At 70.6% G+C, this 24,846-nt stretch carries 17 protein-coding genes; 11 read left to right on the forward strand and 6 right to left on the reverse strand.

The features are described 5' to 3' along the window. Positions 1–857, forward strand: an 857-nt coding sequence (locus ON21_RS22480; RefSeq protein WP_306307709.1) for an ESX secretion-associated protein EspG, incomplete at its 5' end; no start/stop codon positions are given. A gap of 147 nt (positions 858–1,004) precedes the next feature. Next, positions 1,005–1,529, forward strand: a complete 525-nt coding sequence (locus tag ON21_RS22485; protein ID WP_039800468.1) for a gamma carbonic anhydrase family protein — start codon at positions 1,005–1,007, stop codon at positions 1,527–1,529. Here the strand turns inward: ON21_RS22485 and ON21_RS22490 are convergent, their stop codons facing one another. Both ON21_RS22490 and ON21_RS22495 read right to left on the reverse strand, forming a co-directional pair. Beyond that, a complete protein-coding gene (locus tag ON21_RS22490; protein ID WP_039800469.1) occupies positions 1,530–2,153 on the reverse strand; it encodes a phosphoribosyltransferase in 624 nt (207 codons plus the stop codon). It lies immediately after the preceding gene. A gap of 11 nt (positions 2,154–2,164) precedes the next feature. Continuing rightward, positions 2,165–3,019: a carbon-nitrogen hydrolase family protein gene (locus tag ON21_RS22495; RefSeq protein ID WP_051021219.1), complete on the reverse strand. Its 855-nt coding sequence runs from the start codon at positions 3,017–3,019 to the stop codon at positions 2,165–2,167. 65 nt (positions 3,020–3,084) lie between these two features. Between ON21_RS22495 and ON21_RS22500 the strand changes: the two genes are divergently transcribed. Together ON21_RS22500 and ON21_RS22505 are read left to right on the forward strand one after the other, a co-directional pair. Continuing rightward, the gene (locus ON21_RS22500) at positions 3,085–4,875 is read left to right on the forward strand and encodes a DEAD/DEAH box helicase (protein WP_039800521.1); all 1,791 of its coding nucleotides are present in this window, start codon (positions 3,085–3,087) and stop codon (positions 4,873–4,875) included. Positions 4,876–4,991: 116 nt separating this feature from the next. Then, positions 4,992–8,366 (forward strand): AAA domain-containing protein, encoded by a 3,375-nt coding sequence (locus ON21_RS22505; RefSeq protein ID WP_245562687.1) that lies wholly within the window; start codon positions 4,992–4,994, stop codon positions 8,364–8,366. Here the strand turns inward: ON21_RS22505 and ON21_RS22510 are convergent. Continuing rightward, complete coding sequence (locus tag ON21_RS22510) at positions 8,336–9,514, reverse strand: amino acid deaminase/aldolase (protein ID WP_039800470.1); 1,179 nt, start codon at positions 9,512–9,514, stop codon at positions 8,336–8,338. The two genes, ON21_RS22505 and ON21_RS22510, sit on opposite strands and share 31 nt — an antisense overlap. Positions 9,515–9,557: 43 nt before the next feature. Next, on the reverse strand, positions 9,558–10,040 hold the full coding sequence (locus tag ON21_RS22515; RefSeq protein WP_039800523.1) for a hypothetical protein: 483 nt from the start codon (positions 10,038–10,040) through the stop codon (positions 9,558–9,560). Between the two features lie 417 nt (positions 10,041–10,457). Between ON21_RS22515 and ON21_RS22520 the strand changes: the two genes are divergently transcribed. Beyond that, positions 10,458–11,204, forward strand: coding sequence for a tyrosine-protein phosphatase (locus tag ON21_RS22520; RefSeq protein WP_039800471.1), 747 nt, complete (start codon positions 10,458–10,460; stop codon positions 11,202–11,204). A gap of 7 nt (positions 11,205–11,211) precedes the next feature. Here ON21_RS22520 and ON21_RS22525 read toward each other — a convergent pair whose 3' ends face one another. After that, positions 11,212–12,447 carry a class I adenylate-forming enzyme family protein gene (locus ON21_RS22525; protein WP_039800472.1) on the reverse strand — a complete coding sequence of 412 codons (1,236 nt, stop codon included), beginning with the start codon at positions 12,445–12,447 and terminating at the stop codon, positions 11,212–11,214. A 92-nt stretch (positions 12,448–12,539) separates the two neighbouring features. Next, the gene (locus ON21_RS22530) at positions 12,540–13,334 is read right to left on the reverse strand and encodes an enoyl-CoA hydratase/isomerase family protein (RefSeq protein WP_039800473.1); all 795 of its coding nucleotides are present in this window, start codon (positions 13,332–13,334) and stop codon (positions 12,540–12,542) included. Between the two features lie 38 nt (positions 13,335–13,372). On the opposite strand from ON21_RS22530, the gene ON21_RS22535 reads away from it, so the two are divergent. From ON21_RS22535 to ON21_RS22560, 6 genes are all read left to right on the forward strand, one after another. Beyond that, complete coding sequence (locus ON21_RS22535; protein ID WP_039800474.1) at positions 13,373–14,398, forward strand: glutathione S-transferase family protein; 1,026 nt, start codon at positions 13,373–13,375, stop codon at positions 14,396–14,398. 138 nt (positions 14,399–14,536) lie between these two features. Beyond that, positions 14,537–15,268 carry a hypothetical protein gene (locus tag ON21_RS22540; protein ID WP_051021220.1) on the forward strand — a complete coding sequence of 244 codons (732 nt, stop codon included), beginning with the start codon at positions 14,537–14,539 and terminating at the stop codon, positions 15,266–15,268. Further along, the gene (locus ON21_RS22545) at positions 15,265–16,254 is read left to right on the forward strand and encodes an ABC transporter ATP-binding protein (RefSeq protein WP_039800476.1); all 990 of its coding nucleotides are present in this window, start codon (positions 15,265–15,267) and stop codon (positions 16,252–16,254) included. The genes ON21_RS22540 and ON21_RS22545 overlap by 4 nt, the downstream gene beginning before the upstream one ends. Next, on the forward strand, positions 16,251–17,033 hold the full coding sequence (locus ON21_RS22550; protein ID WP_039800477.1) for an ABC transporter permease: 783 nt from the start codon (positions 16,251–16,253) through the stop codon (positions 17,031–17,033). Before ON21_RS22545 ends, ON21_RS22550 begins: the two co-directional genes overlap by 4 nt. A gap of 51 nt (positions 17,034–17,084) precedes the next feature. Further along, positions 17,085–20,858, forward strand: coding sequence for an ABC transporter ATP-binding protein (locus ON21_RS22555; RefSeq protein WP_051021221.1), 3,774 nt, complete (start codon positions 17,085–17,087; stop codon positions 20,856–20,858). Positions 20,859–20,964: 106 nt separating this feature from the next. Continuing rightward, positions 20,965–24,774, forward strand: coding sequence for a multifunctional oxoglutarate decarboxylase/oxoglutarate dehydrogenase thiamine pyrophosphate-binding subunit/dihydrolipoyllysine-residue succinyltransferase subunit (locus ON21_RS22560; RefSeq protein WP_083880808.1), 3,810 nt, complete (start codon positions 20,965–20,967; stop codon positions 24,772–24,774). Positions 24,775–24,846 lie beyond the last annotated feature (72 nt).

Genomic DNA, 24,846 nt, shown 5'->3' on the forward strand with positions numbered 1-24,846 from the left:
CCGCCCGTGCTCGGCGAATGGACCGAGTACGAGTGAACTGGACGCTGACCCCGGATCAGTTCGCGCTGGCCTGGTCACGCACCGACGGGGATCGCATTCCCTATCCACTCGCCGTGCGCCTGTCGGCGCGCGACACCGCGGAACGCACCGCGCAGCTTCCGGCGCTGGATCGCTGGTGTGATCAGGTGCTGGACGCGGATCTGGAAGCGGCGCTGCGCATTTTGGCCCAGCCGGATCTGCGGGTCGAGGTGTTCGGTCAGCGTGACGCGGCGCCCAGCCCGGCACCGCTCGAAAACGGCGGACCACGCCCGCCGACGGGCGCCGGGCGGGAACCCGAGTCGGCGGCACGGCCGATCCGTATCCTCGGCGCCGCCGCAGGGAACATCGCGGTGGTCGCGGCGCAGCGCCCCGGCGCTACACCCGATCGCGGCGGCGACGTGCGGTTGTTCGCGGGCAGTTCGAAAACCCTGTGTCCGCGGATCGTTTCGATGCTCCCGGAGAGCAGCCCCGGCACGCTCCCGCGCCTGACCGCTCCCCTGTCCCAGGTCGGCGAGGACAGCCGCAACCTGGTCACCGTTCCGGTCGCCGGTCCGTCCACTCCGTCCCGGATCCGCAAGTTGCTCAGGCAGCCGCGCGAAGGCATCGGACAGATGGTCGTCTCCGCCCGCCGCGGCGCGGGGGAACTGCGCCCGTTCGGCGTGCTCTGCTGGATCGACGTGGTCGCCGACGGCAGGTACGCGGTGCGCACCGGCACGGACGTCGACGTCGTCGCGGTGACCGCGGAGCGTTTGGCCGCCCAGCTTCGACCGCTGGTGGCAGCGGCCGCGCGCACGTCGACGGCCTACGCCGGGCGCTGAACAACGCGCAGGCTCGATGCGAGTCCGGCCGCACCGACGACGGGACAGCGTCACCTCGGCCGACATCGGATTCGTCGCTGAGCCACGCGGCGGCGGCTGCCCGACACCGCTCCGGGGCGGCGCGACCGAACCATTTACGGTGGACGCGTGCCACTCTACGAATTCGAAGGCAAACGTCCGCAGGTCGATCCGACCGCGTTCGTCGCGCCGACGGCGACCCTGATCGGCGACGTCCGGGTCGAGGCGGGCGCCTCGATCTGGTACGGCGCGGTGCTGCGCGCGGATCTTGCGCCGATCGTCATCCGGGAACGGGCCAACATCCAGGACAACGCGGTGCTGCACGTGCCGCCGGACGTGCCGATGGAGATCGGGCCCGGCGCGACGATCGCGCACAGCGTGGTCTTCCACGGCGCCGCGGTCGGCGCCGAGGCCATCGTCGGCAACGGAACCACGGTGCTGGACCTGGCCAAGATCGGGGCGGGCAGCATGATCGCCGCCCACTCGCTGGTGCCACCGGGAGCGGAGATTCCCGACGGCGTGCTCGCCGCCGGATCGCCCGCCGAGGTGAAACGGCAGATCGAAGGCACCCAGGCACAGATGTGGGTCCAGCTCAACCCGGGCTTCTACGCGGAGCTGGCGCAGCGTCATCGCAACGGCATCACCGAGGTCTGATCAGCACAGCAACGCGGTGACCTCGGCGTCCTCGAGCTGATGGAAGTCGCGGTACGCGCCGCCGACGCCGCCGAGCGAGCGCGGCACCCACGGGCAGACCGCCTCGTCGGCCTCGTCGGCGACCCGGCGCATCGCCTCCGTCGAGGAGACCGGGACGGCGGCCACGACGCGCGCGGGCCGGTGCAGGCGGGCGACCCGGCAGGCGGCCACGACCGTCGCGCCGGTCGCCATGCCGTCGTCGACGATCACCACCGTGCGCCCCGTCAGCGGGATCGGCCGCGACGCACCGCGCAGCACCTGCCTGCGCCGCTCCAACTCGGCCCGCTCCCGCGCCTCGATCGAGTCGACCTTCTTCAGGGTTATCCCGGTGTGCCCCAGCACATCCTGATTCAGCACCCGGACCCCGTCCTCCCCGATGGCGCCGAGCGCCAACTCGGGCTGCCACGGCACACCCAGCTTGCGAACCAGCAGGATGTCGAGGTCACCGCCGATCACCTCGCGCACCGCCGCGGCCACCGGAACTCCGCCGCGCGGCAGTCCGAGCACCAGCGGGTCCGACGCGCGTAGGTGTTCCAGATGCGCACCCAGCGCGTGACCCGCCGAGGTCCGATCGGTGTAGACCATCGATTCGAACGCTACTCCGGTCCACGCTCGGTGATCGCGAATCGACGCAACGCGAGACTCGGGTTCGTCGTGCGCACCTTGCTCAGATACGCCAGGTCGATTCCGGCGGTCAGCACGCCCGGTTCGTCGCCGAGTTCGGCGAGCACCGCGCCGACCGGGTCCACGATCATCGACGCGCCCGCGCCGCGGGGTGCGGCCTGGTCGGCGGCCGCGACGTAGACGGTGTTCTCGATCGCCCGCGCCCGCACCAGCGTGGTCCACTGGTCGACCTTGCCCGGTCCCGGGATCCACTGGGCGGGCAGCAGCAGCACCTGCGCGCCCGCCGCCGCGACCCGGCGCACGCCTTCCGGGAAGCGCAGATCGAAACAGGTCTGCATGCCGAATGTGACATCGCCGACGGTGAAGGTGGCGGGCGCCTCGATCACGCCCGGCTCGACCACGTCGGATTCGAGGTGTCCGAAGGCGTCGTAGAGGTGGACCTTCCGGTACCGGGTGACGAGGGAACCGTCCGGGCCGAGCACGACCAGGGTGTTGCGAATACGGTCGCCGCCGGGCTCGACCTGTTCCACCGTTCCGGCGACCAGGAACACGTCGAACTCGCGCGCGATCGCGCCGAGGCCGGTGACGAACGGGCCGGTCAGCGGTTCGCCGACGGCCACGACCCGCTCGTCGAGCCGGGTCACGGCAAACATCGAGTATTCCGGTGCGACGACCACGCGCGCACCCCGTTCGCGCGCCGTTCGCACGTGTTCGCGCACCGCGACGAGGTTCTGCGCGGGGTCGGTCGAAGGGGCGAACTGGACGACCGCCACGTCCAGCTGATCCGGCGTCGCATCCCGATACGCGGGCGAGGTCTCCAGTTGCATAGGTCTCACCGTATTGGGGCGGTGGCCGGGACGACCAGTATGAGGCAGTAAACTCCTGGTCAATGATGAGCACCAATCAGGTCGACAGCGTTCCTGGCGACGACGACAGGGACACCGACGGCCCGTCCTTCGCCGATCTGGGCATCGATGACCGCATCCTCGCGGCCATCGCCGATGTCGGTTACGAATCGCCCTCCCCCATCCAGGCCGCGACGATTCCCCCGTTGCTCTCCGGCGCCGATGTCGTCGGTCTCGCGCAGACCGGCACCGGCAAGACCGCCGCCTTCGCCATCCCGATCCTGATGGGTCTGGAGCCCGTCGGCCGCAGTCCGCGCGCCCTCGTGCTCGCGCCGACCCGTGAGCTCGCGATCCAGGTCGCCGAGGCCTTCGGCCGCTACGCCTCGCACATTCCCGGCCTGCACGTGCTGCCCATCTACGGCGGGCAGAGCTACGGCGTGCAGCTGTCGGGGTTGCGCCGCGGCGCGCACGTCGTGGTCGGCACGCCCGGCCGGGTGATCGATCACCTGGAGAAGGGCACGCTCGATCTGTCTCAGCTGCAGTATCTGGTGCTCGACGAGGCCGACGAGATGCTGAAGATGGGCTTCCAGGAGGACGTCGAGCGCATCCTCGCCGATACGCCCGCCGACAAGCAGGTGGCGCTGTTCTCCGCGACCATGCCCGCCGCGATCCGCAAGATCTCCAAGCAGTACCTGCACGATCCGGTCGAGATCACGGTCAAGGCGAAGACCTCGACGAACACCAACATCACCCAGCGCTGGGTGCTGGTCTCGCACCAGCGCAAGCTGGACGCGCTGACCAGGGTGCTCGAGGTGGAGTCGTTCGAGGCGATGATCATCTTCGTGCGCACCAAGCAGGCCACCGAGGAACTCGCCGAGAAGCTGCGCGCCAGAGGCTTTTCCGCCGCGGCGATCAACGGCGACATCGCGCAGAACCAGCGCGAGCGCACCATCGGCCAGCTCAAGTCCGGCGCACTGGACATCCTGGTCGCCACCGACGTGGCCGCACGCGGGCTGGATGTGGACCGCATCTCGCACGTGGTCAACTACGACATCCCGCACGACACCGAGTCCTACGTGCACCGCATCGGCCGCACCGGCCGGGCCGGGCGCAGCGGCGAGGCACTGCTGTTCGTCGCGCCGCGCGAGCGGCATCTGCTCAAGTCGATCGAGCGGGCCACCCGGCACCCGCTCACCGAGATGCAGCTGCCCACTGTGGAGGACGTCAACGCCCAGCGCGTCACCAAGTTCGGCGACACCATCACCGAGAACCTCGCCTCGTCGAATCTCCCGCTGTTCCGCAAGCTGATCGAGGATTACGAGCGCGAACACAACATCCCGCTGGCCGACATCGCCGCGGCGCTGGCGGTGGGCTCCTACGACGGCGACAACTTCTTCATGGAGCCCGAGCCGGAGGCGGTGGAGCGCCCGCACCGCGAGCGGACGCCGCGCGAGCGTCCCGCCCGCCGCTTCGACGAGGAGCGGTCCGGCGGCCCGGCCCACAGCGTCACCGGAACCGAGCTGGCGACCTACCGGATCAGCGTGGGCAAGCGGCATCGCGTGGTGCCCGGCGCGATCGTCGGCGCCATCGCCAACGAAGGCGGCCTGCGTCGCAGCGACTTCGGGCACATCAGCATCCGCCCCGATCACAGCCTGGTGGAACTGCCCGCGCAGCTGCCGGAGGAAACGCTGGAAGCGTTGCGGCGCACGCGGATCAGCGGGGTGCTCATTCAGCTGCAACTGGATCAGGGTCCGCCGCAGCAGCGCACGTTCAGCCGCGGCCAGCGCCGGGATCGCGAGGGCGGCAAGCGGCCCGAGCGCCGTAAGCCGCGTTCCTGAGCCGGGCAGGGTACGTCGAGGTCAGGCGCGCTGGCTACAGTGTTGCGGTCCGTGTGTAATTCGGCGCACGCCGGCAGCGGGTGTCCCGCGAAGACACAGGAGGGCCGCGTTTGTTCGTGTTCGGTGATCGTGTCGTCTGCACCGCCGTCGACCTCGTCCGCGCGGCGCACTGTGAGTTCGCCCTGCTGCGCGCCCTCGACGCCGAACACGGGACCATCCCGGCCGACCCCGACGACACCGCGCCGGGGTACGAGCCCGCGCCGGGAACCGATGACGTCCGCCGCCGCCTGCTCGACGACTACCGCGCGCGGTTCGGCGGCGCGGTGGTCGAGATCGACCGCCCGCCGGACGAACCGGGCCATCCCGCCCGCCATGCCGCGGCACTGACCGCCGCGCACGCCGACACGGTCGCCGCCTTGCGCTCCGGCGCACACGTGGTCCACGGGGCCACCTTCTTCGACGGCCGATTCCATTGCTCCGCCGACTTCCTGGTGCGGGCCGAACATCGGGTCCGCTACACCGTGCACGGCATCGCGCCCACGACCGCGGATCGGGTGTCCGCCGCGCTCGAACTGGCCGCCTGCGCCGAAGCGCTCGACCACTCGGGCGCGCTCACCGCGCCGCTGGTCCGGCTGCATCTCGGCGCGGAGAGCAGCGCCCGAGCGCTGAGCGAGTTGCTTCCGCTGTATCGGGCGCGCCGCAGCCGGGTGGAGCGCATCGTGGACGAGAAGCTCGGCGAACTGCTGCCCGTGCAGTGGGGCGATCCCCGCTATCTCGCCTGCGGCCGCTGCCGCACCTGCGTCGCGGCCCTCTCCGCCGCGCGTGACCTGCTGCTGGTGGCCGGCATGCCGCCCGCCGCGCGCGCCCGGCTGCGCGAAGCGGGGGTGAACACCATCGATCGGCTGGCCACCACCGAGATCACGGTTCCCGGCGTGCCGCCGCGCACCGTCTCCGCGTTGCGCCGCCAGGCGGAAATCCAACTGTGGCGGGAAGTTTCGGGCGAGCCGACCTATGCGGTGCTCGACGCGACCGTGCTCGGGGCGCTGCCCGCGCCCTCCCCGGGCGATCTCTCGCTCACCATCGCGGGCGGCGGACGGACTCCGCTCGTCGTCGAGGTCGGTGGGCCGGACACGGTGCACCTCTCGTTGCGGGGACCGAGCGGTTCGAGCGAGCCCGGCCGCGCCGCGGCCGCCGAACGCAGGGTGCTCGAGCAGGTGCTCGATTATCTGACCCAGCGCCGCCGGATCGATCCCGGCCTGCACGTCTACCACTACTCCGCGGCGGTGCGAACGGCGCTGCTGCGCTGCACCGGACGGCACGGCGTCAACGAGGAACTCGTGGACGAGCTGTTGCGCGAGGGCGTCCTGGTCGATCTGTATCCGATCGTGCGCGGCGCGCTGCTCATCGGGGAAACCTCCTACCGGCTACGCGAGCTGCGCCGGCTGCTCCCCGGCTCGACCGATTCGACCGCCGAACACGATTGCCGCACGGTGCTGCGCCTGCGCGACTGGCTGCTCGATCGCGCGGCCGAGCAAGGCGTCGCCACGCGGACCGGGAGAGCGGAAGCGTGGTGCGCCCCCGCGGTTCCCGGCGAGCCGGCACCGCCGTCGTCGCGGCCGTCGTCGCTGGAGGCCGCGCTCGCGGAATACGCCGCCGCACAGGGTGACCCGCTGCATCCCGCCGCGCTGATGGCCGCGACGCTCGGCTACCACCGGCGCGAGCGGCAGCCGCTGTGGTGGGCGCACGCCGACCGGCTCAGTCACCCGGTGCGGGAATGGCCGGAGGCCCCGGGAGTGCTGGTGGCCGACTGGGGCACCGTCGACACCAAGTGGCATCGCCGCCCCGACCGCCCGGCGATGCGGCGCTATCTCACCCTGACCGGACGGATCGGCACCGGTTCGAGCGGCGCCCCCGGCCCGAGCGCGCTCACTCCCGGTACCGCCGTCTACACCTTCTACGACCAGCCGATGCCGGAGGGCATGGTCACCACTGCGGGACGGCGGGCCACCGCGACAGCGACGGTGCTCGGCTGCTCGGTGGACACCGAATTCGACGACGCCGTCCGGCTGGAGGAATCGCTGCCCGAAGGCTGCGAACCCTACGACGAACTGCCCTCGGCGATCGCGCCCGGCCTCCCGGAGTGGGACGAGAACGCCGAACTGGCGATCGAACTCGCGGCGCAGCAATTGCTGATGACCTTGCCGGACACGCCGCGGACGGCCGTGTTCGACATCCTCGCGCGCCGCCCGCCCCGGCTGCACGACGACGCCCGGCTGCCCGAGGTGCACGGCGACTACGCCGCGGCGATCACCGCCGCGCTGTGCGCTCTCGACCATTCCTACGTCGCGGTGCAGGGGCCGTCGGGTACCGGGAAGACCGCGACCGCGGCCCGGGTGCTGGAGCGGCTGATCACCCGGAACAAGTGGCGGATCGGCATCGTCGCGCAATCGCCCGCCACCGTGGAGAACCTGCTCGACGCGGTGGTGCGGGCGGGCGTGCTGCCGGAACTGGTCGCCAAGAAGGACGCGGCGACGGTCGCGCCGGAGTGGGTGGTGATCGACGCGGCCCGCTATCCGCGGTTCCTGGACAACGCGATCAGCGGCTGCGTCCTCGGCGGCGACCCGGCCGATTTCACCAACGAGGAGCTGGTGCCCCGTGCGGGCTTGGACCTGCTCGTGATCGCCGACGCGGGCCGTTTCCCGCTGGCCGAGACCGTGTCCGTCGCGGGGTGCGCGCGCAATGTGCTGCTGCTCGGCGACCCGGTGGCGTCGATCGCGCGCGGCGCCCATCCGGCCCCGGTCGGTGAATCGGTGCTCGGCTGGCTGGCCGACGGACGACAGACCTTGCCCACCGAGCGCGGTTACTTCCTCGACCGCACCTGGCGGATGCACCCGGCGGTGTGCGAACCCGTCTCCCGCCTGTACTACGACGGCCGCCTGCGTGCCAACGAAACGGTCACCCTGGCCCGGCAACTGCACGGCGAGGATCCCGGGGTGGACACCGTCCTGGTGGACCACTACGGCAACGCCACCGAGTCACCGGCGGAGGCGCGCGAAGTGGTGCGCCGGGTTCGCGTGCTGCTCGGCAGGTCCTGGACCAGCGGCGCGACCACGCGCAGGCTGCATCCCCACGACATCTTCGTGGTCGCTCCATACGCCGCTCAGGTGGGGCGCATCCGGACGCTGCTGGCCCGCGCCAAGATCGAGGACGTCCTGGTGGGCACGCCGGACCGCTTCCGCGGCCGGGAGGCGGCGGTGGTGCTGCTGTCCATGACCACCTCCTCCCCCGCCGACGCGCCCTACGGCATGCCGGCGCTGCTGTCGCGCGGCCTGATCCACGCACTGTGCCGCGCCATGTGGAAGGCGATCGTCATCCGCTCACCGCTGCTCACCGAGTATCTGCCCGCGAACCCCGACGAACTCGCCGATCTCGGGGCGTTCCTGCGGTTGACCGGCGCGGGTCAGCCGAAGCAGACGCCCTCGCCCCGATAGGTCGGCACGCGCACGCGGGAGCCGTCCTCCTCGACCACATGCACGGCGTCGAACCGCTCGCACAACTCACCTGCCTTCGCGTGCCGGAACCACACCCGGTCGCCGATCCGCAGTTCCGCGGCGCCCGACAGCGGGGTCTGCACTTCGCCCGCGCCCTCGGTGCCGAGCAGCTTCAGTCCGCGCGGCCACACCGGTTTGGGCACTCGCGACCGCCCGGCGGGACCCGAGGCGATGTAGCCGCCCGCGAAGACGGTGGCGATATCGTCCGCCGGACGCCGCAGCACGGGCATCGCGAAATACAGCGACGGTCTCGGCTCGAACGACCGGTAGTCGTCGAACAGCGTCGGCACATACAGCCCGGACCCGGCGGTCACCTCGGTGACGTCCGGATCGGCGACGCTGACCTCGATGGATCCGCTGCCGCCGCTGTTGACGATCTCGAGCTCGCCGGTCACCGAGCGGACCGCGTCGAGCACCGCGGCCCTGCGCTTGCGGATCTCCGCCGCGGACGCCCGCTTCACCAAGCGCACCGCCGGGTTCGCGTCCGGCAGCCCCGCGATCTGCGCCTCGTAGGTCATCACGCCCACCACGTCGAAGCCCCGCCGCCGCGCCTCGCCCGTGAGCGTGGCCGCCTGCTGCGGCGTGCGGACGGGAGAACGCCGCACACCCAGGTGCAGCGGGCCGATCCGCAGGGAGGCGTCCACGTCGAGGCAGACCCGGGGCCGCACCCGGTCGGAGCCGGCGGCGGCGCGGATCAGGTCGAGTTGGGCGGCGTCGTCGATCATCAGCGTGATCGAGCGCAGCGCGGTATCGTCGGCCGCCAGTTCGGCCAGCGCGGCACGGTCGACGCTCGGGTAGCCGAGCAGGACATCGCGCGCCCCGTGGCGCACGAGCCAGAGCGCCTCGCGCAAGGAGTAGGACATGATGCCCGCGAAGCCGCCCGCAGCGGTGAGGTCGGCGCCGAGGACTTCGGCGAGCACGGCGCGGCAGCGGACGGATTTGCTGGCGACCCGCACCGGTGTGCCACCGGCTCGCCGCACCAGGTCGGCGGCGTTCGCGCGCAGGGTGGACAGGTCGAGGGCGGCCAGCGGCGGGTCGAGTTCGGCGGTGGCCGCGTGCAGCCCCGCGATCGGCGACGTCTCGGTCACCCGGACAACTCAACCACCAAGTTGGTCAAACGTCCAGTATTTGTCAGATCTCCGCGGCCTTGGTGGCCAGTCCGCTGACCATCTCGTCGAGCACCACCAGCACGGTCTCGTCATTGCAATCGGCCAGCCAGCGCAGCACCGTGCCCTGCACGATCGACACGACATTGCAGGCGATCGCCTCCACCGGCTCCAGCCAGTGCGTGCCCGACCGTTCGGCACACAGTTCCAGGAACGCGGCGACTTCCGCGTCCTTCTCACGGTAGAACTCCGTGGCGATCGGATCCGGGAAGCAATCGGTCTTGACCGCCCAGCGGGCGCGCAGCGCCTGCAAGGTCATCTCATACGACCTGATCTGCTTCTCCGGTGTGGCCTTGACCAGCGGCCAGTAGGCGCTGACCCCGGCGTGCAGCAGCACGCGCAGCGCACGGAGGCCCTTGTAGTCGACCGTGGCCGCCGCCGCTTCGACCGCCTCGATGACGGCGGGTCGTAGCCGGATTTCTGTTATCACTTCTCCACGTGCGCTCAACGACGACTCCCTCTCGGCGAAAGAACTCACGCACCTGCGTCGGCGCGACTCGCTGAACAGGGCGGGCAACATAGGGGAAACATCCACGCTGCCCGGTCCAACGCTCACCAATGGTAGTGCGCTTTCGGGGTTTGAGAACGGGTTCGATGGGTAATTCCAAACTGGAAGAATGTTTTGTTACCCAACCGCGATCGGTATGCGATCCCCCCGTGTCGCCCGGAAATCACGCTATGACGGTGGATCTCGGCGGCGCCCGGCCGCTCGGCAGACCGTTGACAACGGTACGGTCCGGGTGCCGCGCGGCCCAAATCCTGTGGCGAATCCCACAGTGAAACCGCCCAAAACGGTCAGCTTATCGTGTGGAGTTCGATCCGGCACCGACACCCTTTCGTTCCGCGCGGCGGATAGCCTGGATCGGTGACTCTCTCGCCCCCCGCCGACCAGTACTTCCTTTCCGGCACGTTCAACTTCCGCGACACCGGCGGGCTGCGCACCGACGACGGCGCCAAAGTCCGCCCCGGTGTCCTGCTGCGCTCTGCGCAACTGAGCGGACTCGACGACGCGGGCCACGTCGCGCTGCGCGAACTGGGCGTCAGCGCCGTGCACGACCTGCGCGGACAGCGCGAGATCGACCACATCGGCGCCGACCGGCTGCCCGCGGACGTCCGCCTGGCCATCACACCGTTCGACTCGCGGATGGCCGAGGCGCCGCCGCACGAGGCGAGCGCGCGGACCGCCTACACGCACATGCTCGAGGTCTACCGCATGTTCCCGGCGCTCCCCGAGGCGCATACCGCCATCGCTTCCCTCGCCGAGTCCGTCCTACGTGGCGACGGCGCCGTGCTGGTGCACTGCGCGGCGGGCAAGGACCGCACGGGGTGGGCGGTCGCGACGCTGCTGCGCGCGGTCGGCGTCACCGAAGCCGACGTCCAGGCCGACTATCTGCTCAGCAACGGGGCCGTCCCCGCGCTGCGGGCCCTCATGACGACCAAGCTGCTCGGCGGCGAGGAGCTCTCCATCGACCTGCTCGGCGTGCGGGAGGAATACCTGGAGATCGCCACCGCCTCGATGCACGAGTTGCACGGCGATCTGGACGGCTATCTCGCGGCGATCGGACTCACGCCCGATCTGCTCGGGCGGTTGCGCGAGCGAATGCTGGAGTGAGACAACCTCACTCGACGGGCACCGCTTCCCTGCGCACCAAGCCGTCGGCGTCGATCGTCACCTGATCACCGGTGTGGAACCAGGTTCCGGTGAAGCGCGCCGCGGTCGTGGTCGGGTCGTCCCAGTAGCGCGGGGTGACATTGGGCCCGCGGCAGAGCAATTCGCCGTGTCCCGTAGTCGCCTGCGGACCCCACAGCGCCAATTCCGTTCCGCCGAACGGGAAACCGAGCACTGCGGCGCCATCGGACGAGTCCGCCCGCTCGGCGTCGTCCACCGCGAGACCGATGCCGCTGGTCTCGGTCGCGCCCCACACCGACCACTGCCTGGCGGCGGGGAACACGCCGCGCAGTCCGGCCGCGAGGTCGGCCGGAGAGGCGGCGCGGTGACCGGCTTTGCTGATCCGCGCGATGCCCTCGGTGCGCAGTCCGTCGGCGCGCAATTCCGCCAGCCGGGGCAGCAGGCCTGCGAAGATGCCCGGCGTCGCGGAGACCATGTCGATGCGCTCGGCGGTGATGGCTTCGGCCATGCCGCGGGTGTCGCGGGTGAGCACCACGGTGCCGCCGACGGCGAAGGTCGGCAACAGCTGATCCACACAGCCACCCGCGTGGGCCAACGGCAGCAGCACCAGGTTGCGCAGGCCGTCGGTCGGCAGGTCCAGCGCCGCGACCACCGAGCGCACGGCCGACAGCAGGTTCTCGTTGGTCAGCTCCACGCCCTTGGGCGTGCACGTCCCGCTCGTGTAGCACAGCAGCGCCAGATCGCCCAGCGCCGCGCCGTCATCGATGTAGGCCGCCCCGTCGGGCAGCTCGGTCTCGGCGTCCTTGTCGCCGAGCACGAAATCGGCACGACTGTCGGCGATCACGCGCTCGGCCACCGCTTCCGGGAGCCCGTCGTGCACCAGCACCGGCACCGCGCCGCTGAGCAGGGCGCCGAGGAATGCCTGCACCCACCGCGCGCCGGAGGGCATGTGGACGGCGACCCGATCGCCGTAACCGATCCCGTGCTCCTGCAAGCCGCCCGCGATCCGGGACGCGGAGTGCCACAGCTCCCGATAGGTCAGGCGCGGACCGCCGACCTCAACCACGGCTTCGCGGCTACCGAAGGCGTGCACCTGCAGATCGAGTAGTTCGGTCAGCGCGGGTGTGAGGTTTCCGTAGCGCAGCACTCCGTCGGCGCCCCGGGCTAGCGGGTTGTCCCAGACGTGCGGGCCGGTGAGGGGATATTCGACGAGCAACTGCGACATTCGTCCTCCGCGTGCCTCGAGTTATCAGGCACTGCGACTATATGACGCATGTCACAACTTCGCTGGAATAGGCGATGAACGTGTCCTAGCTGTCACCGCCCCGCGTAGCGCGCCTTCCCCGGCCCCTGCTCGAGGAAACTGCGCACACCGCCCCGCAGATCCTCGGTGTCGAACAGCACGCCGGACACCTCCGGCGTCACCGAATCCGCGTGTGCCACACCGCCGGAACGCCAGGCCTCGATGATCTGCTTGGTCGCCGCGTGCGCCTTCGTCGGCCCCTCGGCCAGCCGGTGGGTCAGCGCTCGCGCCGCGGCGTCGAGGTCCTCGTGCACGGCGTTGACCACGCCCCACTCGGCCATGGTCGCCGCGTCGTAGAGGTCGCCGGTCATCACGAACTCGCGGGCCCGTCCCGAGCCCGCGCGCTCGGCCAGGCGCTGCGGACCGCCCATCGACGGAGTCAGCCCGACCACGATCTCCACCAGTCCGAACTTGGCCTTCGGCGCCGCGAGCAGGATGTCGCAGGCGAGCGCGATCTCGAAGGCGGCGGTCAGGGTCAACCCGTGCGCGGCGAACACCACGGGGCACGGCAGCGCCTCCAGCGGATGGATGATCTGCGCGAACAGGGTGCGCCACAACTCCGCGCCCTGCTCGGGGGTCAGGCCGTCGAAGACGTGCACGTCGACGCCGCCGGAGACCACTTTGCCCTCGGCGCGCAGCAGCACCGCGCGCGGCGGCCGCGCCGACAGCTCGGCGAGGTCCGCGATCAGCGCGTCCAGCATCGACCGGTCGAAGAGGTTCAGCGGCGGATGGGCGAGCGTGAGGACAGCCACCTCCGCTCCGCCGTCGGTGACTTCTCGTTCCAGGCGGGTGGCCTTCGTTTCACTCATCCGGTCAGCGTACGAGGTCGATCTGCAAGACTGTCGATGTGACCAAGTCGGCCAGCGCAAGCGGTTCCTACGTCGAGCCCGGCGAGTTCAAGCGGGACACGAACTACATCACCACCCGGATCACGGCCGACGGCCGCGACGGTTATCCGGTCGAGCCGGGGCGCTACCGGCTCGTCGCGGCACGGGCCTGCCCGTGGGCCAATCGCACGCTGATCGTGCGCCGTCTGCTCGGGCTGGAGCCGGTGCTCTCGCTGGGCCTGTGCGGACCCACGCACGACAAGCTGAGCTGGACCTTCGATCTGGATCCCGGCGGTGTCGACCCGGTGCTCGGCATCCCGCGGCTGCGCGACGCCTACCTGGCCAGGTTCCCGGACTACCCGCGCGGCATCACGGTGCCCGCCGTGGTGGACGTGCCCACCGGCCAGGTCGTCACCAACGACTACGCGCAGATCACGCTCGACTTCTCCACCGAGTGGACGGAGTACCACCGGCCCGGCGCGCCCCAGCTGTACCCGGAGCCCCTGCGCGCGGAGATCGACGAGGTGAACCTCGCGGTGTTCCGCGACGTCAACAACGGCGTCTACCGCTGCGGGTTCGCCGGGGCGCAGGACGCCTACGACGCCGCCTACGACCGGCTCTTCGCCCGGCTGGACTGGCTCTCCGAACGCCTTGCCGCACAACGGTATCTGGTCGGCGACACGATCACCGAGGCCGACGTGCGACTGTTCACCACGCTGGCCCGCTTCGACGCGGTCTACCACGGGCACTTCAAGTGCAACCGGTCCAAGCTCGACGAGATGCCGGTGCTGTGGGCGTACGCGCGCGACCTGTTCCAGACCCCCGGCTTCGGCGACACGATCGACTTCGAGCAGATCAAGAAGCATTACTACGTCGTGCACCGGGACATCAACCCGACCGGCATAGTCCCCAAGGGCCCCGATCTGGCGAACTGGCTGACCCCGCACGGCCGAGAGGCCCTGGGCGGCAGACCGTTCGGCGACGGAACCCCGCCGCCCCCTCCGCCATCGGACGAACGCGTGCCCGCGATCCACACTTCCGTTTGAGGGCACACCCGTCCGGGTCGCAAGCGAGGCAGCCGCCGGTGGAACCGATGCGGCTGGGTACTTCGTTGTCATGACGAGCTGACGGCAACCGGTGCCATACAGTTCTACCCAGCAGACCGGAAGAGGAGGATGCCGCCGATGCTCAAAGGCGCGTTCGAGAAGACGGTGGTCGAACTGCTCGACACCGGGTCCCGCCTGCAGGCCCCCGCGGTCGCCAAGTACGTGGACCGTATTCGCCGCTCCCACCCCGACGAGAGCCCCGCACAGATCATCGACCGGCTGGAGAAGCAGTACCTGCTCGCGGTGACCGGCAGCGGCGGCGCGGTCGGCGCGACCGCGGCCCTACCCGGCGTCGGCACGGTCGCGGCCATCGCCGCGGTGAGCGCGGAGACCACCTTCTTCATGGAGGCGTCGGCGGTGTTCACGCTCGCGGTTGCCGCGGTGCACGGCATCACACCGGAAGACAAGGAGCAGCGCAGGGCCCTCGTACTGGCGGTCGTGCTCGGCGAGAGCGGTATGGAGATCGTCCAGAAGAGCGTCGGCACGTCGGCGAAGAACTGGGGCACGGCCTTCGCCAATCGCATCCCCGGACTGTCGAGCATGAACGACTCGCTGCTGAAGCGGTTCATCGTCCGGTTCATCACCAAGCGCGCCGCGCTGATGGCGGGCAAGGTGCTGCCCGCCGGCATCGGCGCGGTGATCGGCGGCGCGGGTAACCGCGCCCTGGGCAAGGCCACGATCACCAACGCGCGCAAGGCATTCGGGCCTCCGCCCGCCACGTGGCCGGTCGACCGGCACCTGGTCGTCGAGGCCGATCCGCTCACCGCGATCGACCCGGCCAAGCCACGACCTCCGGCCACTCCGCGATGAGCGGGACGCGACCGATCGCGTTCGCGGTCCGGGGACTGACGAAGCAGTACGAGCTGGCGACCGCCGTGACGGACGTCAGCTTCACCGTGCCCTCCGGCACCGTCGCCGCACTGGTCGGTCCGCGCGGCGCGGGCAAGACCACCATCCTGCGGGTGCTGCTCGGGCTGTTGACCCCGACCTCGGGGACGGCGTCCGTCGGCGGGCCCGGTTCCAGGCCGGACGGCGCGGGCTCCGCGAGCGTGATCGGCGGCGTCCTCGCGCCGCGCGGACTGCATCCGGCCCGGACCGCGCGCGAACACCTGTGGATCTACGCCGCCGCGGCGAACGTCGTCGACAGCCGGGTGAGCGAAGTGCTGGAGCTGGTCGGCCTGGACGAGCACGCCGGAACGAAGATCGGCGTCCTGTCGACCGGGCAGCAGACCAGGCTGGCCCTGGCCACCGCGCTGCTCGGCAATCCCCCGCTGCTGGTACTGGACGACCCGATGGACGGACTCGACCCCGCCGAACGCGGCTGGCTGCAGGACTTCCTGCGCAAGCACAGCCGTCGCGGCGGCACAGTCCTGCTGACCAGTGAAAGCCTCGGCGCCGTGCTGCCCGCCGCGGACCAACTGGTCGTGCTGAGCGAGGGCGCGGTGGTGTATCAAGGCACCCCGGCGCGCTTGCGGCGCGGGCATCCGGACCGGCTGGTAGTCGCCGCGTCCACGCCCATCGCATTGGCCACCGTGCTCGCGGCACAAGGATTCACGGACGCGGTGATCCGGCCGGACGGCCGCCTCGCCGTCGCCGAAGCGAGCGAGGCACAGATCAGGACGGCGGCCACGGCGGCGCAGGTGCGCATCGATAGCATCGTGCCCGATCCGATCCATCCCGACCGCGTGCTCGCGTCGCTGACCAAATCCACCGCCGCGCCCGCACCGCACTACCCGGGCCTCTCCGCGCCCGTCGCCCAGCCACCTTCGCCGACGCCCTACGGAATCCCACGATGATCGCCATCCTGCCCGCGGACCTGGTGCCGAACGTCAACTCCGAGGTGCGCAAGGTCGTCACCGTGCCGCGCGGGCGGGCGCTCGCCGCCGCGCCGCTCGTCGTGGCGCTGCTGGCCGGTGTCGCGTCGGCGAGCCTGGCCGGGCCGCCGGATCCGCGCGGGCAACCCGCCACCGGCGCGGCGACGATCGGGCTCTACGTCGGCCTCGCTTTCGTCGTGCTGGCTGCGGCGGTCTTCGGCGCGGTGGCCACCGGCGCGGAGTACCAGTACCGCAGCATGGCCGTGACCACGCTGTTCTCTCCCGACCGCGACCGGCTCGCCGCCGCGAAGTTCCTCGTCATCGGAGGCTGCGCGCTGGCGGCGGCGGTGGCCGTGGAACTGGTCTCGGTCGGTGCGCTGTTCGGCGTCGGCCACGACAAGATCGCGGTCGGCGGGGAGTTCTTCGCGGTGCTCGGCGGCGGGCTGCTCGCCGCGGTCTGCTGGTCGCTGATCGGCGCGAGCGCGGGCATCCTGCTGCGGTCCTCGACCAGGGCGGTGGCGCTGGTGCTCGGCTGGAGTGTGATCGCCGAGCCCTTGATCTGGCTGATCGCGCGCGGTCTCGGCATCGCGGGCGTGGTCACCCTGCTGCCCGTCTCCGCCACCGTCGGCACCGTGGCGGTCGGCTCCTATCCCGACAGCGACTTCCTCGCTCCCACCCCGGCCGCCGTGGTGGTCCTGCTGCTGTGGACCATCGGTCTGGGCGCCGCCGGTTGGTGGCAGCTGCGCACCCGCGACCTGTGACCTGAGCGTCCGCCGGGAACAACGGCTTGTCGGCCGGTGTCGGTACCGTCGATGACGAACACGGTACGACGAAGGGGACGGGCGAACGACGTGGACGGGGGATGCAGTCCGGGCTGGATACGCAGGCTGTGGGCCGAATGCCTGCCGCACCGCGCGGTGCTGGGCGGCCTCGCCGCTGCGGTGCTCGGCGGTGCGATCGTCGAGACCGCGGGTCCGCTGCTGACCAAACGGGCCGTCGACGCGGCCGGGGTCGGTGACACGGCGGTGATCAGCGTTGTCGCCGGGTTGATCCTGGTACTGGCCGTGAGCCGGTCCGGGGCCGGATTCGGGCGGCGCTGGCTGGCCGGGCGGCTCTCCCTCGACGTGCAGCACGCGCTGCGGGTCCAGCTGCTCGGCGCGCTACAGCGGCTCGACGGCGTCGGGCAGGACACCCTGCGCACCGGGCAAGTGGTGTCGCGATCGATCACCGATCTGCAACTCGTCCAAGGCCTGCTGGCCATGGTGCCGCTGTCGGGCATGGCGCTGCTGGAATTCGGGCTCGCCGCCGCGGTCATGATCTGGCTCTCCCCGCCGCTGGCCGCCGTCGCGTTGCTGGTGGTGCCCGTGATCGGTGTGGTGGTCTACCGCATGCGGCCGCGCCTGCACGCGGCGACCTGGTCCGCCCAGCAGCGCGCCGCCGATCTCGCCCAGCACGTCGAAGAGACGGTCACCGGGGTGCGGGTGGTCAAGGGCTTCGGTCAGGAAGCGCGGATGGTCGATCTGCTGGAGCGGCACGGTCGGAAGCTGTTCGCCGAGCGCATGCGCGCCGCGCGGATCGACGCGGGCTTCGCGCCGACCGTCGCGGCGATTCCCCAGCTCGGGATGGTCGCGGTCATCGCGCTCGGCGGACTGCTCGCGCTGCACGGCAGCATCGGCATCGGCACCTTCGTCGCGTTCGCCGCCTACGTCGCCGTCATGACCGGCACCGCGCGCATCCTCTCCTCCGTGATCGTCATGGCGCAGCTGACCAGGGCCGCGGCCGAGCGAGTTTTCCAAGTCATCGACACCGCGCCGGTCATCGCCGATCCCGAGCGCCCGGTCGAGTTGCCGGACGGCCCGCTCGGCATCGAGATCGACGCGCTGAGCTTCGGCTTCGATCCCGATCGGCCGGTGCTGCGCGAGCTGGACCTGCGCGTACGACCCGGCGAGACGGTGGCGGTCATCGGCCCGGCGGGCTCGGGCAAGTCCACGCTGGCCCTGCTGCTGCCACGGTTCTACGCGCCGGACGCGGGCCGCATCCGGCTGTTCACCGACGCCACCGGGCCGCACGCGGGGGCGGTCGACGCCGCGACTTCGCGCGCCGGGACCCGTGGCGCCGTCGACATCGCCGACGTGCGCGCCGCCGACCTGCGCGCCGCCATCGGCGTCGTCTTCGACGATCCGTTCCTGTTCTCCGACACCATCGCGGCCAATATCGCGCTCGGGCGACCTGATGCCACCGACGAGGAGATCAGGCAGGCGGCCGTCCAAGCCGCGGCGGACGAATTCATCGCCGAACTGCCCGACGGCTACGACACGGTGGTCGGCGAGCGCGGCCTCACCCTCTCCGGCGGCCAACGCCAGCGGATCGCGCTGGCCAGGACACTGCTGGCGCGTCCGCGCATCCTCGTGCTCGACGACGCCACCTCCGCGGTGGACGCGGTGACCGAGGCCGCGATCTTCGACGCGCTGCCCGATCGGGGCGGACGGACCACGCTGATCCTCGCGCACCGGGAGTCGACGCTCGCCCACGCCGATCGCGTGATCCGCCTGCCCGCGCCCGCCGGGCACCCCGTTCCCGAGCCGGACGCGACCTCGGCCCCGGACAGGCGAGTCGGCGACGGTGGCAGGCGCTTCGGCGCGGCGGCGGCCGACATCAGCGAGACGCCCGAGCTGCGCCGGACCATCGCGCAACTGCCGCCCGCCACCGAGCAGCCGGGCATGGATTCCGAACGCATCCGCGAGCCGGATCCGCAGTTCCGGCTCGCACGCCTGCTGCGCCCCGTCCGCGGGCTGGTGCTCACCGTGATGGCGCTGCTGGCCGCGGACGCGGTGATCGCCATCGCGTTCCCGCCGCTGGTGCGCTACGCGATCGACGGCGGCGTGCTCGGCGACGACGGCGCGGCGCTGGTCCGCGCGACGGTGCTCGGCGCGGTCCTGGCCGCGGCGGGATTGGCGGTCGGCGCGGCCACCACGTTGCTCACCGCGCGCACCGGGGAACGGGTGCTGTTCGCCCTGCGGGTGCGCAGCTTCGCACACCTGCAACGGCTCGGTCTGGACTACTACGAACGCGAGCTGTCCGGGCGGATCATGACGCGGATGACCACCGACGTCGACGCGCTGTCGACCTTCCTGCAGACCGGCGTCGCCACCAGCTTGGTCGGGCTGCTGACGCTGGTCGGCATCACGGTCGCGCTGCTGGTCATCGATGTGTCGCTGGCTCTGGTCGTGCTGGCGACGGTGCCCGCCCTCGCGATCGCGACGGTGCTGTTCCGGCGGGTCTCCTCCGCCGCCTACACCGTGTCGCGGGAGCACGTGTCGGCGGTCAACGCCGACTTCCAGGAGAACGTCACGGGCTTGCGCGCGGTGCAGGCGAACCGGCACGAGCCGCGCGCCGCCCGCCGCTTCGCCGAGTACTCGCAGCGCTACCGCAACAGCCGGTTGCGAGCGCAGCGGGCCATCGCGCTGTACTTCGCGTTCGTCGTCGGATGGGCGGACGTGGCGTTGGCTGCGGTGGTGTTCTTCGGCGCGCGTGAGGTCGCCACCGGCGCGACCAGCGCGGGCACCCTGGTCGCCTTCGTGCTGTATCTCGAGCTGCTGTTCGTGCCGATCCTGCAGTTGTCCCAGGTCTTCGACAATTACCAGCAGGCCAGGGTGGGGTTGCGCCGGATCGGCGACCTGCTGCGCACCCCCTCCTCGATCGCCGCCGACCCGGCCGCCCCGGTGCCCATCGGATCCGGGCTGCGCGGTGAGGTGGCGTTCGACGACGTCCGCTTCCACTACCCGGGCAGTCGCCTTCCTGCGCTGGACGGCGTCTCGCTGCGTATTCCGGCGGGTTCCACCCTGGCCCTGGTCGGTCCGACGGGCGCGGGCAAGTCGACCGTCGTCAAGTTGCTCGCGCGGCTGTACGACCTGCCCGCGGATTCCGGCGACCGCACGGCCCTCGCTCCGCCCGAAGGAAGTGCTCCGGGTGCGATCCGGGTGGACGACGTCGACGTCCGCCACTACCGCCTCGCCGACTACCGCTCACGGCTGGGCATCGTCCCCCAGGAATCTCACCTGTTCACGGGGGATGTGGCGAGCAACATTGCATTCGGGAAACCATTCGCGACCCCGGAGGAGATCGCCGCGGCGGCCGCGGCGGTGGGTGCGACCGAGATGATCGCCGGCCTCCCGCTAGGCATGAACCACCCGGTCGGCGAGCGCGGCCGCGGCCTGTCGGCCGGACAGCGGCAGCTGATCGCGCTGGCCCGCGCCGAACTGGTCGCTCCGGACTTGCTGCTGCTCGACGAGGCCACCGCGACGCTCGACCCGGACACCGAGGCATCGGTGCTGGCAGCGAGCCGATCGCTGAGCCGCGACCGCACCACGGTGATCGTCGCGCACCGCCTCGGCACCGCCGCGCGCGCCGACCGGATCGCGGTGGTCGACCACGGGCGAATCGTGGAATTCGGCGAGCACGCGGAACTGCTCGCGGCGGGTGGCCCCTATGCCCGGCTGTGGGCAGCGGCGCAGGCGTCGGAGGGAATATTCTCGGAAGACGCCGGGTCATCACCAATAGGGTCGGGGGTGTCGGGTGGTCAGTGAATCGGCCGATTTGCTGCGGGGCCTATCCTCAGATAGGGCGCATCGGCGCGCAATCCGCTGATCCCCGTGCCGGGCACGTCACAAACGTCGCAGCGCGAAGAACGAAATGAGGCGAACACCTGCTGTGAGCAGCTCAACATCCCAGTTCGGACAGAACCAGTGGCTAGTCGACGAGATGTATCAGAAGTTCAAACAAGATCCATCATCGGTCGACGAGAGCTGGCACGAGTTCCTGGCCGACTACACGCCTGACGCGAGTGGCGACTCCGGCAACAGCCAGTCCGCCCCCGCGCCCGCGCAGGCTGCCGCTCCCGCACCGGCTCCGACGGCCCCCAAGCCCGCCGCCGCCACGCGCAACGACGCCAAGCCTGCCGCCGCTCCCGCCGCCCCGAAGGCGCCCGCCCCGGCCGCCGCCAAGCCCGCCCCGGCCGCCGCCAAGCCCGCCGCTGTGACCGCACGCACCCCGAAGACCACCCCCGCGCCGACGTCCAACGCCGCGCCGACCTCCGGCCCGAAGCAGGCCGACACCGCTGCCGACGAGTCCAAGGTGCTGCGCGGCGCCGCCGCCGCGGTGGCGAAGAACATGTCCGCCTCGCTGAGCATCCCCACCGCGACCAGCGTGCGCGCCATCCCGGCCAAGCTGATGATCGACAACCGCCTGGTCATCAACAACCACCTCGCCCGCACCAGGGGCGGCAAGATCTCCTTCACCCACCTGCTCGGCTACGCCATCGTGCAGGCGGTGAAGGCGTTCCCGAACATGAACCGGCACTACGCCGAGATCGACGGCAAGCCGAACGCGGTCACCCCCGCGCACACCAATCTCGGCCTGGCCATCGACCTTCCCGGTAAGGACGGCAGCCGCTCGCTGGTCGTCGCGGCCATCAAGGGCTGCGAGGCGATGACCTTCGGACAGTTCCACACCGCCTACGAGGACATCGTCCGCCGCGCCCGCGACGGCAAGCTCACCGCCGAGGACTTCTCCGGCGTCACCATCTCGTTGACCAACCCGGGCACCATCGGCACCGTGCACTCGGTGCCGCGCCTGATGAACGGTCAGGGCGCGATCATCGGCGCGGGCGCGATGGAGTACCCCGCCGAGTTCCAGGGCATGGCCGACGAGCGCATCGCCGATCTGGGCGTCGGCAAGCTGATGACGCTCACCTCCACCTACGACCACCGCATCATCCAGGGCGCTGAGTCCGGTGACTTCCTGCGCACCATTCACCAGCTGCTGATCGCCGACGAGTTCTACGACGAGATCTTCCACGGTCTCGGCGTGCCGTACGAGCCGATCCGGTGGCGCAAGGACATCCGCGAACGCGGCGTCGACAAGAGCGCGCGCGTGCTGGAGATGATCGCGGCCTACCGCAACCGCGGCCACCTGATGGCCGACACCGACCCGCTGCGGCTGGTCAAGGACAAGTTCCGCAGCCACCCAGACCTGGACGTCACCCAGCACGGCCTGACCCTGTGGGACCTGGACCGCACGTTCAACGTGGCGGGCTTCCACGGCCAGGACCAGATGAAGCTGCGCGACGTGCTGTCGGTCCTGCGCGACGCCTACGTCCGCCACGTCGGTGTCGAGTACACCCACATCCTCGAGCCCGAGCAGCTGCAGTGGATCCAGGAGCGGGTCGAGCAGAAGCACGCGAAGCCGACGGTCGCGCAGCAGAAGTACATCCTGAACCGGCTGAACGCCGCGGAGGCCTTCGAGACCTTCCTGCAGACCAAGTACGTCGGGCAGAAGCGCTTCTCGCTGGAAGGCGCCGAGGCCGTCATCCCGATGATGGACGCGGTGATCGACCAGTGCGCCGAGCACAGCCTCGACGAGGTCGTCATCGGCATGCCGCACCGCGGCAGGCTCAACGTGCTGGCCAACATCGTGGGCAAGCCCTACTCGAAGATCTTCACCGAGTTCGAGGGCAACATGAACCCGGCCGCCACCCACGGCTCCGGCGACGTGAAGTACCACCTCGGCGCGCAGGGCACCTACCTGCAGATGTTCGGCGACAACGAGATCGAGGTCTCGCTCACCGCGAACCCCTCGCACCTGGAGGCGGTCGACCCGGTGCTCGAGGGCTTGGTCCGCGCCAAGCAGGATCTGCTGGACAAGGGCGACGGCCCGGAGGGCTTCTCGGTCGTGCCGCTCATGCTGCACGGCGACGCCGCGTTCGCCGGTCAAGGCGTGGTCGCCGAGACGCTGAACCTGTCGGGTCTGCGCGGCTACCGGGTCGGCGGCACCATCCACATCGTGGTGAACAACCAGATCGGCTTCACCACCGCTCCGGAGAACAGCCGCTCCACCGAGTACTCCACCGACATCGCGAAGTTCATCGGCGCTCCGATCTTCCACGTCAACGGCGACGACCCGGAGGCGTGCGACTGGGTGGCGCGCCTGGCGGTCGACTTCCGGCAGAAGTTCCGCAAGGACGTCGTCATCGACATGATCTGCTACCGCCGTCGCGGCCACAACGAGGGCGACGACCCGTCGATGACCCAGCCGTACATGTACGACGTCATCGACACCAAGCGCTCGGTCCGCAAGGCGTACACCGAGAGCCTGATCGGCCGTGGCGACATCTCGCTGAAAGAGGCCGAGGACGCGCTGCGCGACTACCAGGGCCAGCTGGAGCGGGTGTTCAACGAGGTCCGCGAGCTGGAGAAGTACTCGCCGGGGCCGAGCGAGTCGGTCGAGGGCGACCAGCCGGTGCCCGCGTCCGTCGTGACGGCCGTGGACAAGTCGATCCTGCAGCGCATCGGCGACGCGTTCCTCAACGTGCCCGACGGCTTCAACGTGCACCCGCGCGTCAAGCCGGTGCTGGAGAAGCGCCGCGAGATGGCCTACGAGGGCAAGGTCGACTGGGCCTTCGCCGAGCTGCTCGCGTTCGGAACGCTGATCGACGAGGGCCGCGCGGTGCGCCTGACCGGTCAGGACTCCCGCCGCGGCACCTTCACCCAGCGGCACGCGGTGATCATCGACCGCAAGACCGCCGAGGAGTACACCCCGCTGCACAACATCGGCAGCGAGAACCCCGGCTGGTTCGCCGTGCACGACTCGGCGCTGAGCGAATACGCCGCCGTCGGCTTCGAATACGGCTACTCCCTGGGCAACCCCAACGCTCTCGTGTTGTGGGAGGCGCAGTTCGGTGACTTCGTCAACGGCGCGCAGTCGATCATCGACGAGTTCATCTCCTCCGGTGAGGCCAAGTGGGGCCAGCTCTCCGACGTCGTGCTGCTGCTGCCGCACGGCCACGAGGGTCAGGGCCCGGACCACACCTCCGGCCGCATCGAGCGCTTCCTCCAGCTGTGCGCGGAGGGCTCGATGACCGTCGCGGTGCCGTCCACCCCGGCCAACTACTTCCACCTGCTGCGCCGCCACGCACTGGACGGCATCCGCCGCCCCCTGATCGTCTTCACCCCGAAGTCGATGCTGCGCAACAAGGCCGTGGTCTCCGACCTCAAGGACTTCACCGAGAGCAAGTTCCGCTCGGTCTTCGACGAACCGGCCTACGAGCAGGGCATCGGCGACCGCAGCAAGGTCAAGCGCGTCCTGATGACCAGCGGCAAGCTCTACTACGAACTCGCCGCCGAAAAGGCCAAGCAGAAGCGCGAAGACGTCGCCATCGTGCGGATCGAGCAGCTCTACCCGCTGCCCACCCGCCGCCTCAACGAGGCCGTGGAGGGCTACCCCAACGCCACCGACCTGGCGTGGGTCCAGGAGGAACCGGCCAACCAGGGCGCCTGGCCCTTCTTCGGCCTCAACCTCCCCGAAACCCTCCCGGCCCGCTTCGCCAACACCCGACTGCGCCGCATCTCCCGCCGCGCGATGTCGGCCCCGTCCTCGGGGTCGAGCAAGGTGCACGCGGTGGAGCAGGCGGAGATCATCGCGGAGGCGTTCGAGCCGACTAGTTAGTTCCTTGAACTGACACCGGGCCGGCTCGCTCAATCCTTTGAGCGAGCCGGCCCGGTTTCGTATCTGCGGACG

The sequence above is a fragment of the Nocardia araoensis NBRC 100135 genome (genome assembly GCF_000308435.1).
In the GTDB taxonomy this organism is placed as follows: Bacteria; Actinomycetota; Actinomycetes; order Mycobacteriales; family Mycobacteriaceae; genus Nocardia; species Nocardia araoensis.

Bases quoted from the DNA above. Each gene is read 5' to 3' on its own strand.
- ON21_RS22540 (WP_051021220.1), top strand. From the start codon at position 14,537: ATGCTCAAAGGCGCGTTCGAGAAGACGGTGGTCGAACTGCTCGACACC.
- ON21_RS22525 (WP_039800472.1), bottom strand. From the start codon at position 12,447: ATGTCGCAGTTGCTCGTCGAATATCCCCTCACCGGCCCGCACGTCTGG.
- ON21_RS22530 (WP_039800473.1), bottom strand. From the start codon at position 13,334: ATGAGTGAAACGAAGGCCACCCGCCTGGAACGAGAAGTCACCGACGGC.
- ON21_RS22495 (WP_051021219.1), bottom strand. From the start codon at position 3,019: ATGCAACTGGAGACCTCGCCCGCGTATCGGGATGCGACGCCGGATCAG.
- ON21_RS22550 (WP_039800477.1), top strand. From the start codon at position 16,251: ATGATCGCCATCCTGCCCGCGGACCTGGTGCCGAACGTCAACTCCGAG.
- ON21_RS22545 (WP_039800476.1), top strand. From the start codon at position 15,265: ATGAGCGGGACGCGACCGATCGCGTTCGCGGTCCGGGGACTGACGAAG.
- ON21_RS22490 (WP_039800469.1), bottom strand. From the start codon at position 2,153: ATGGTCTACACCGATCGGACCTCGGCGGGTCACGCGCTGGGTGCGCAT.
- ON21_RS22500 (WP_039800521.1), top strand. From the start codon at position 3,085: ATGAGCACCAATCAGGTCGACAGCGTTCCTGGCGACGACGACAGGGAC.
- ON21_RS22555 (WP_051021221.1), top strand. From the start codon at position 17,085: ATGACGAACACGGTACGACGAAGGGGACGGGCGAACGACGTGGACGGG.
- ON21_RS22560 (WP_083880808.1), top strand. From the start codon at position 20,965: ATGAGGCGAACACCTGCTGTGAGCAGCTCAACATCCCAGTTCGGACAG.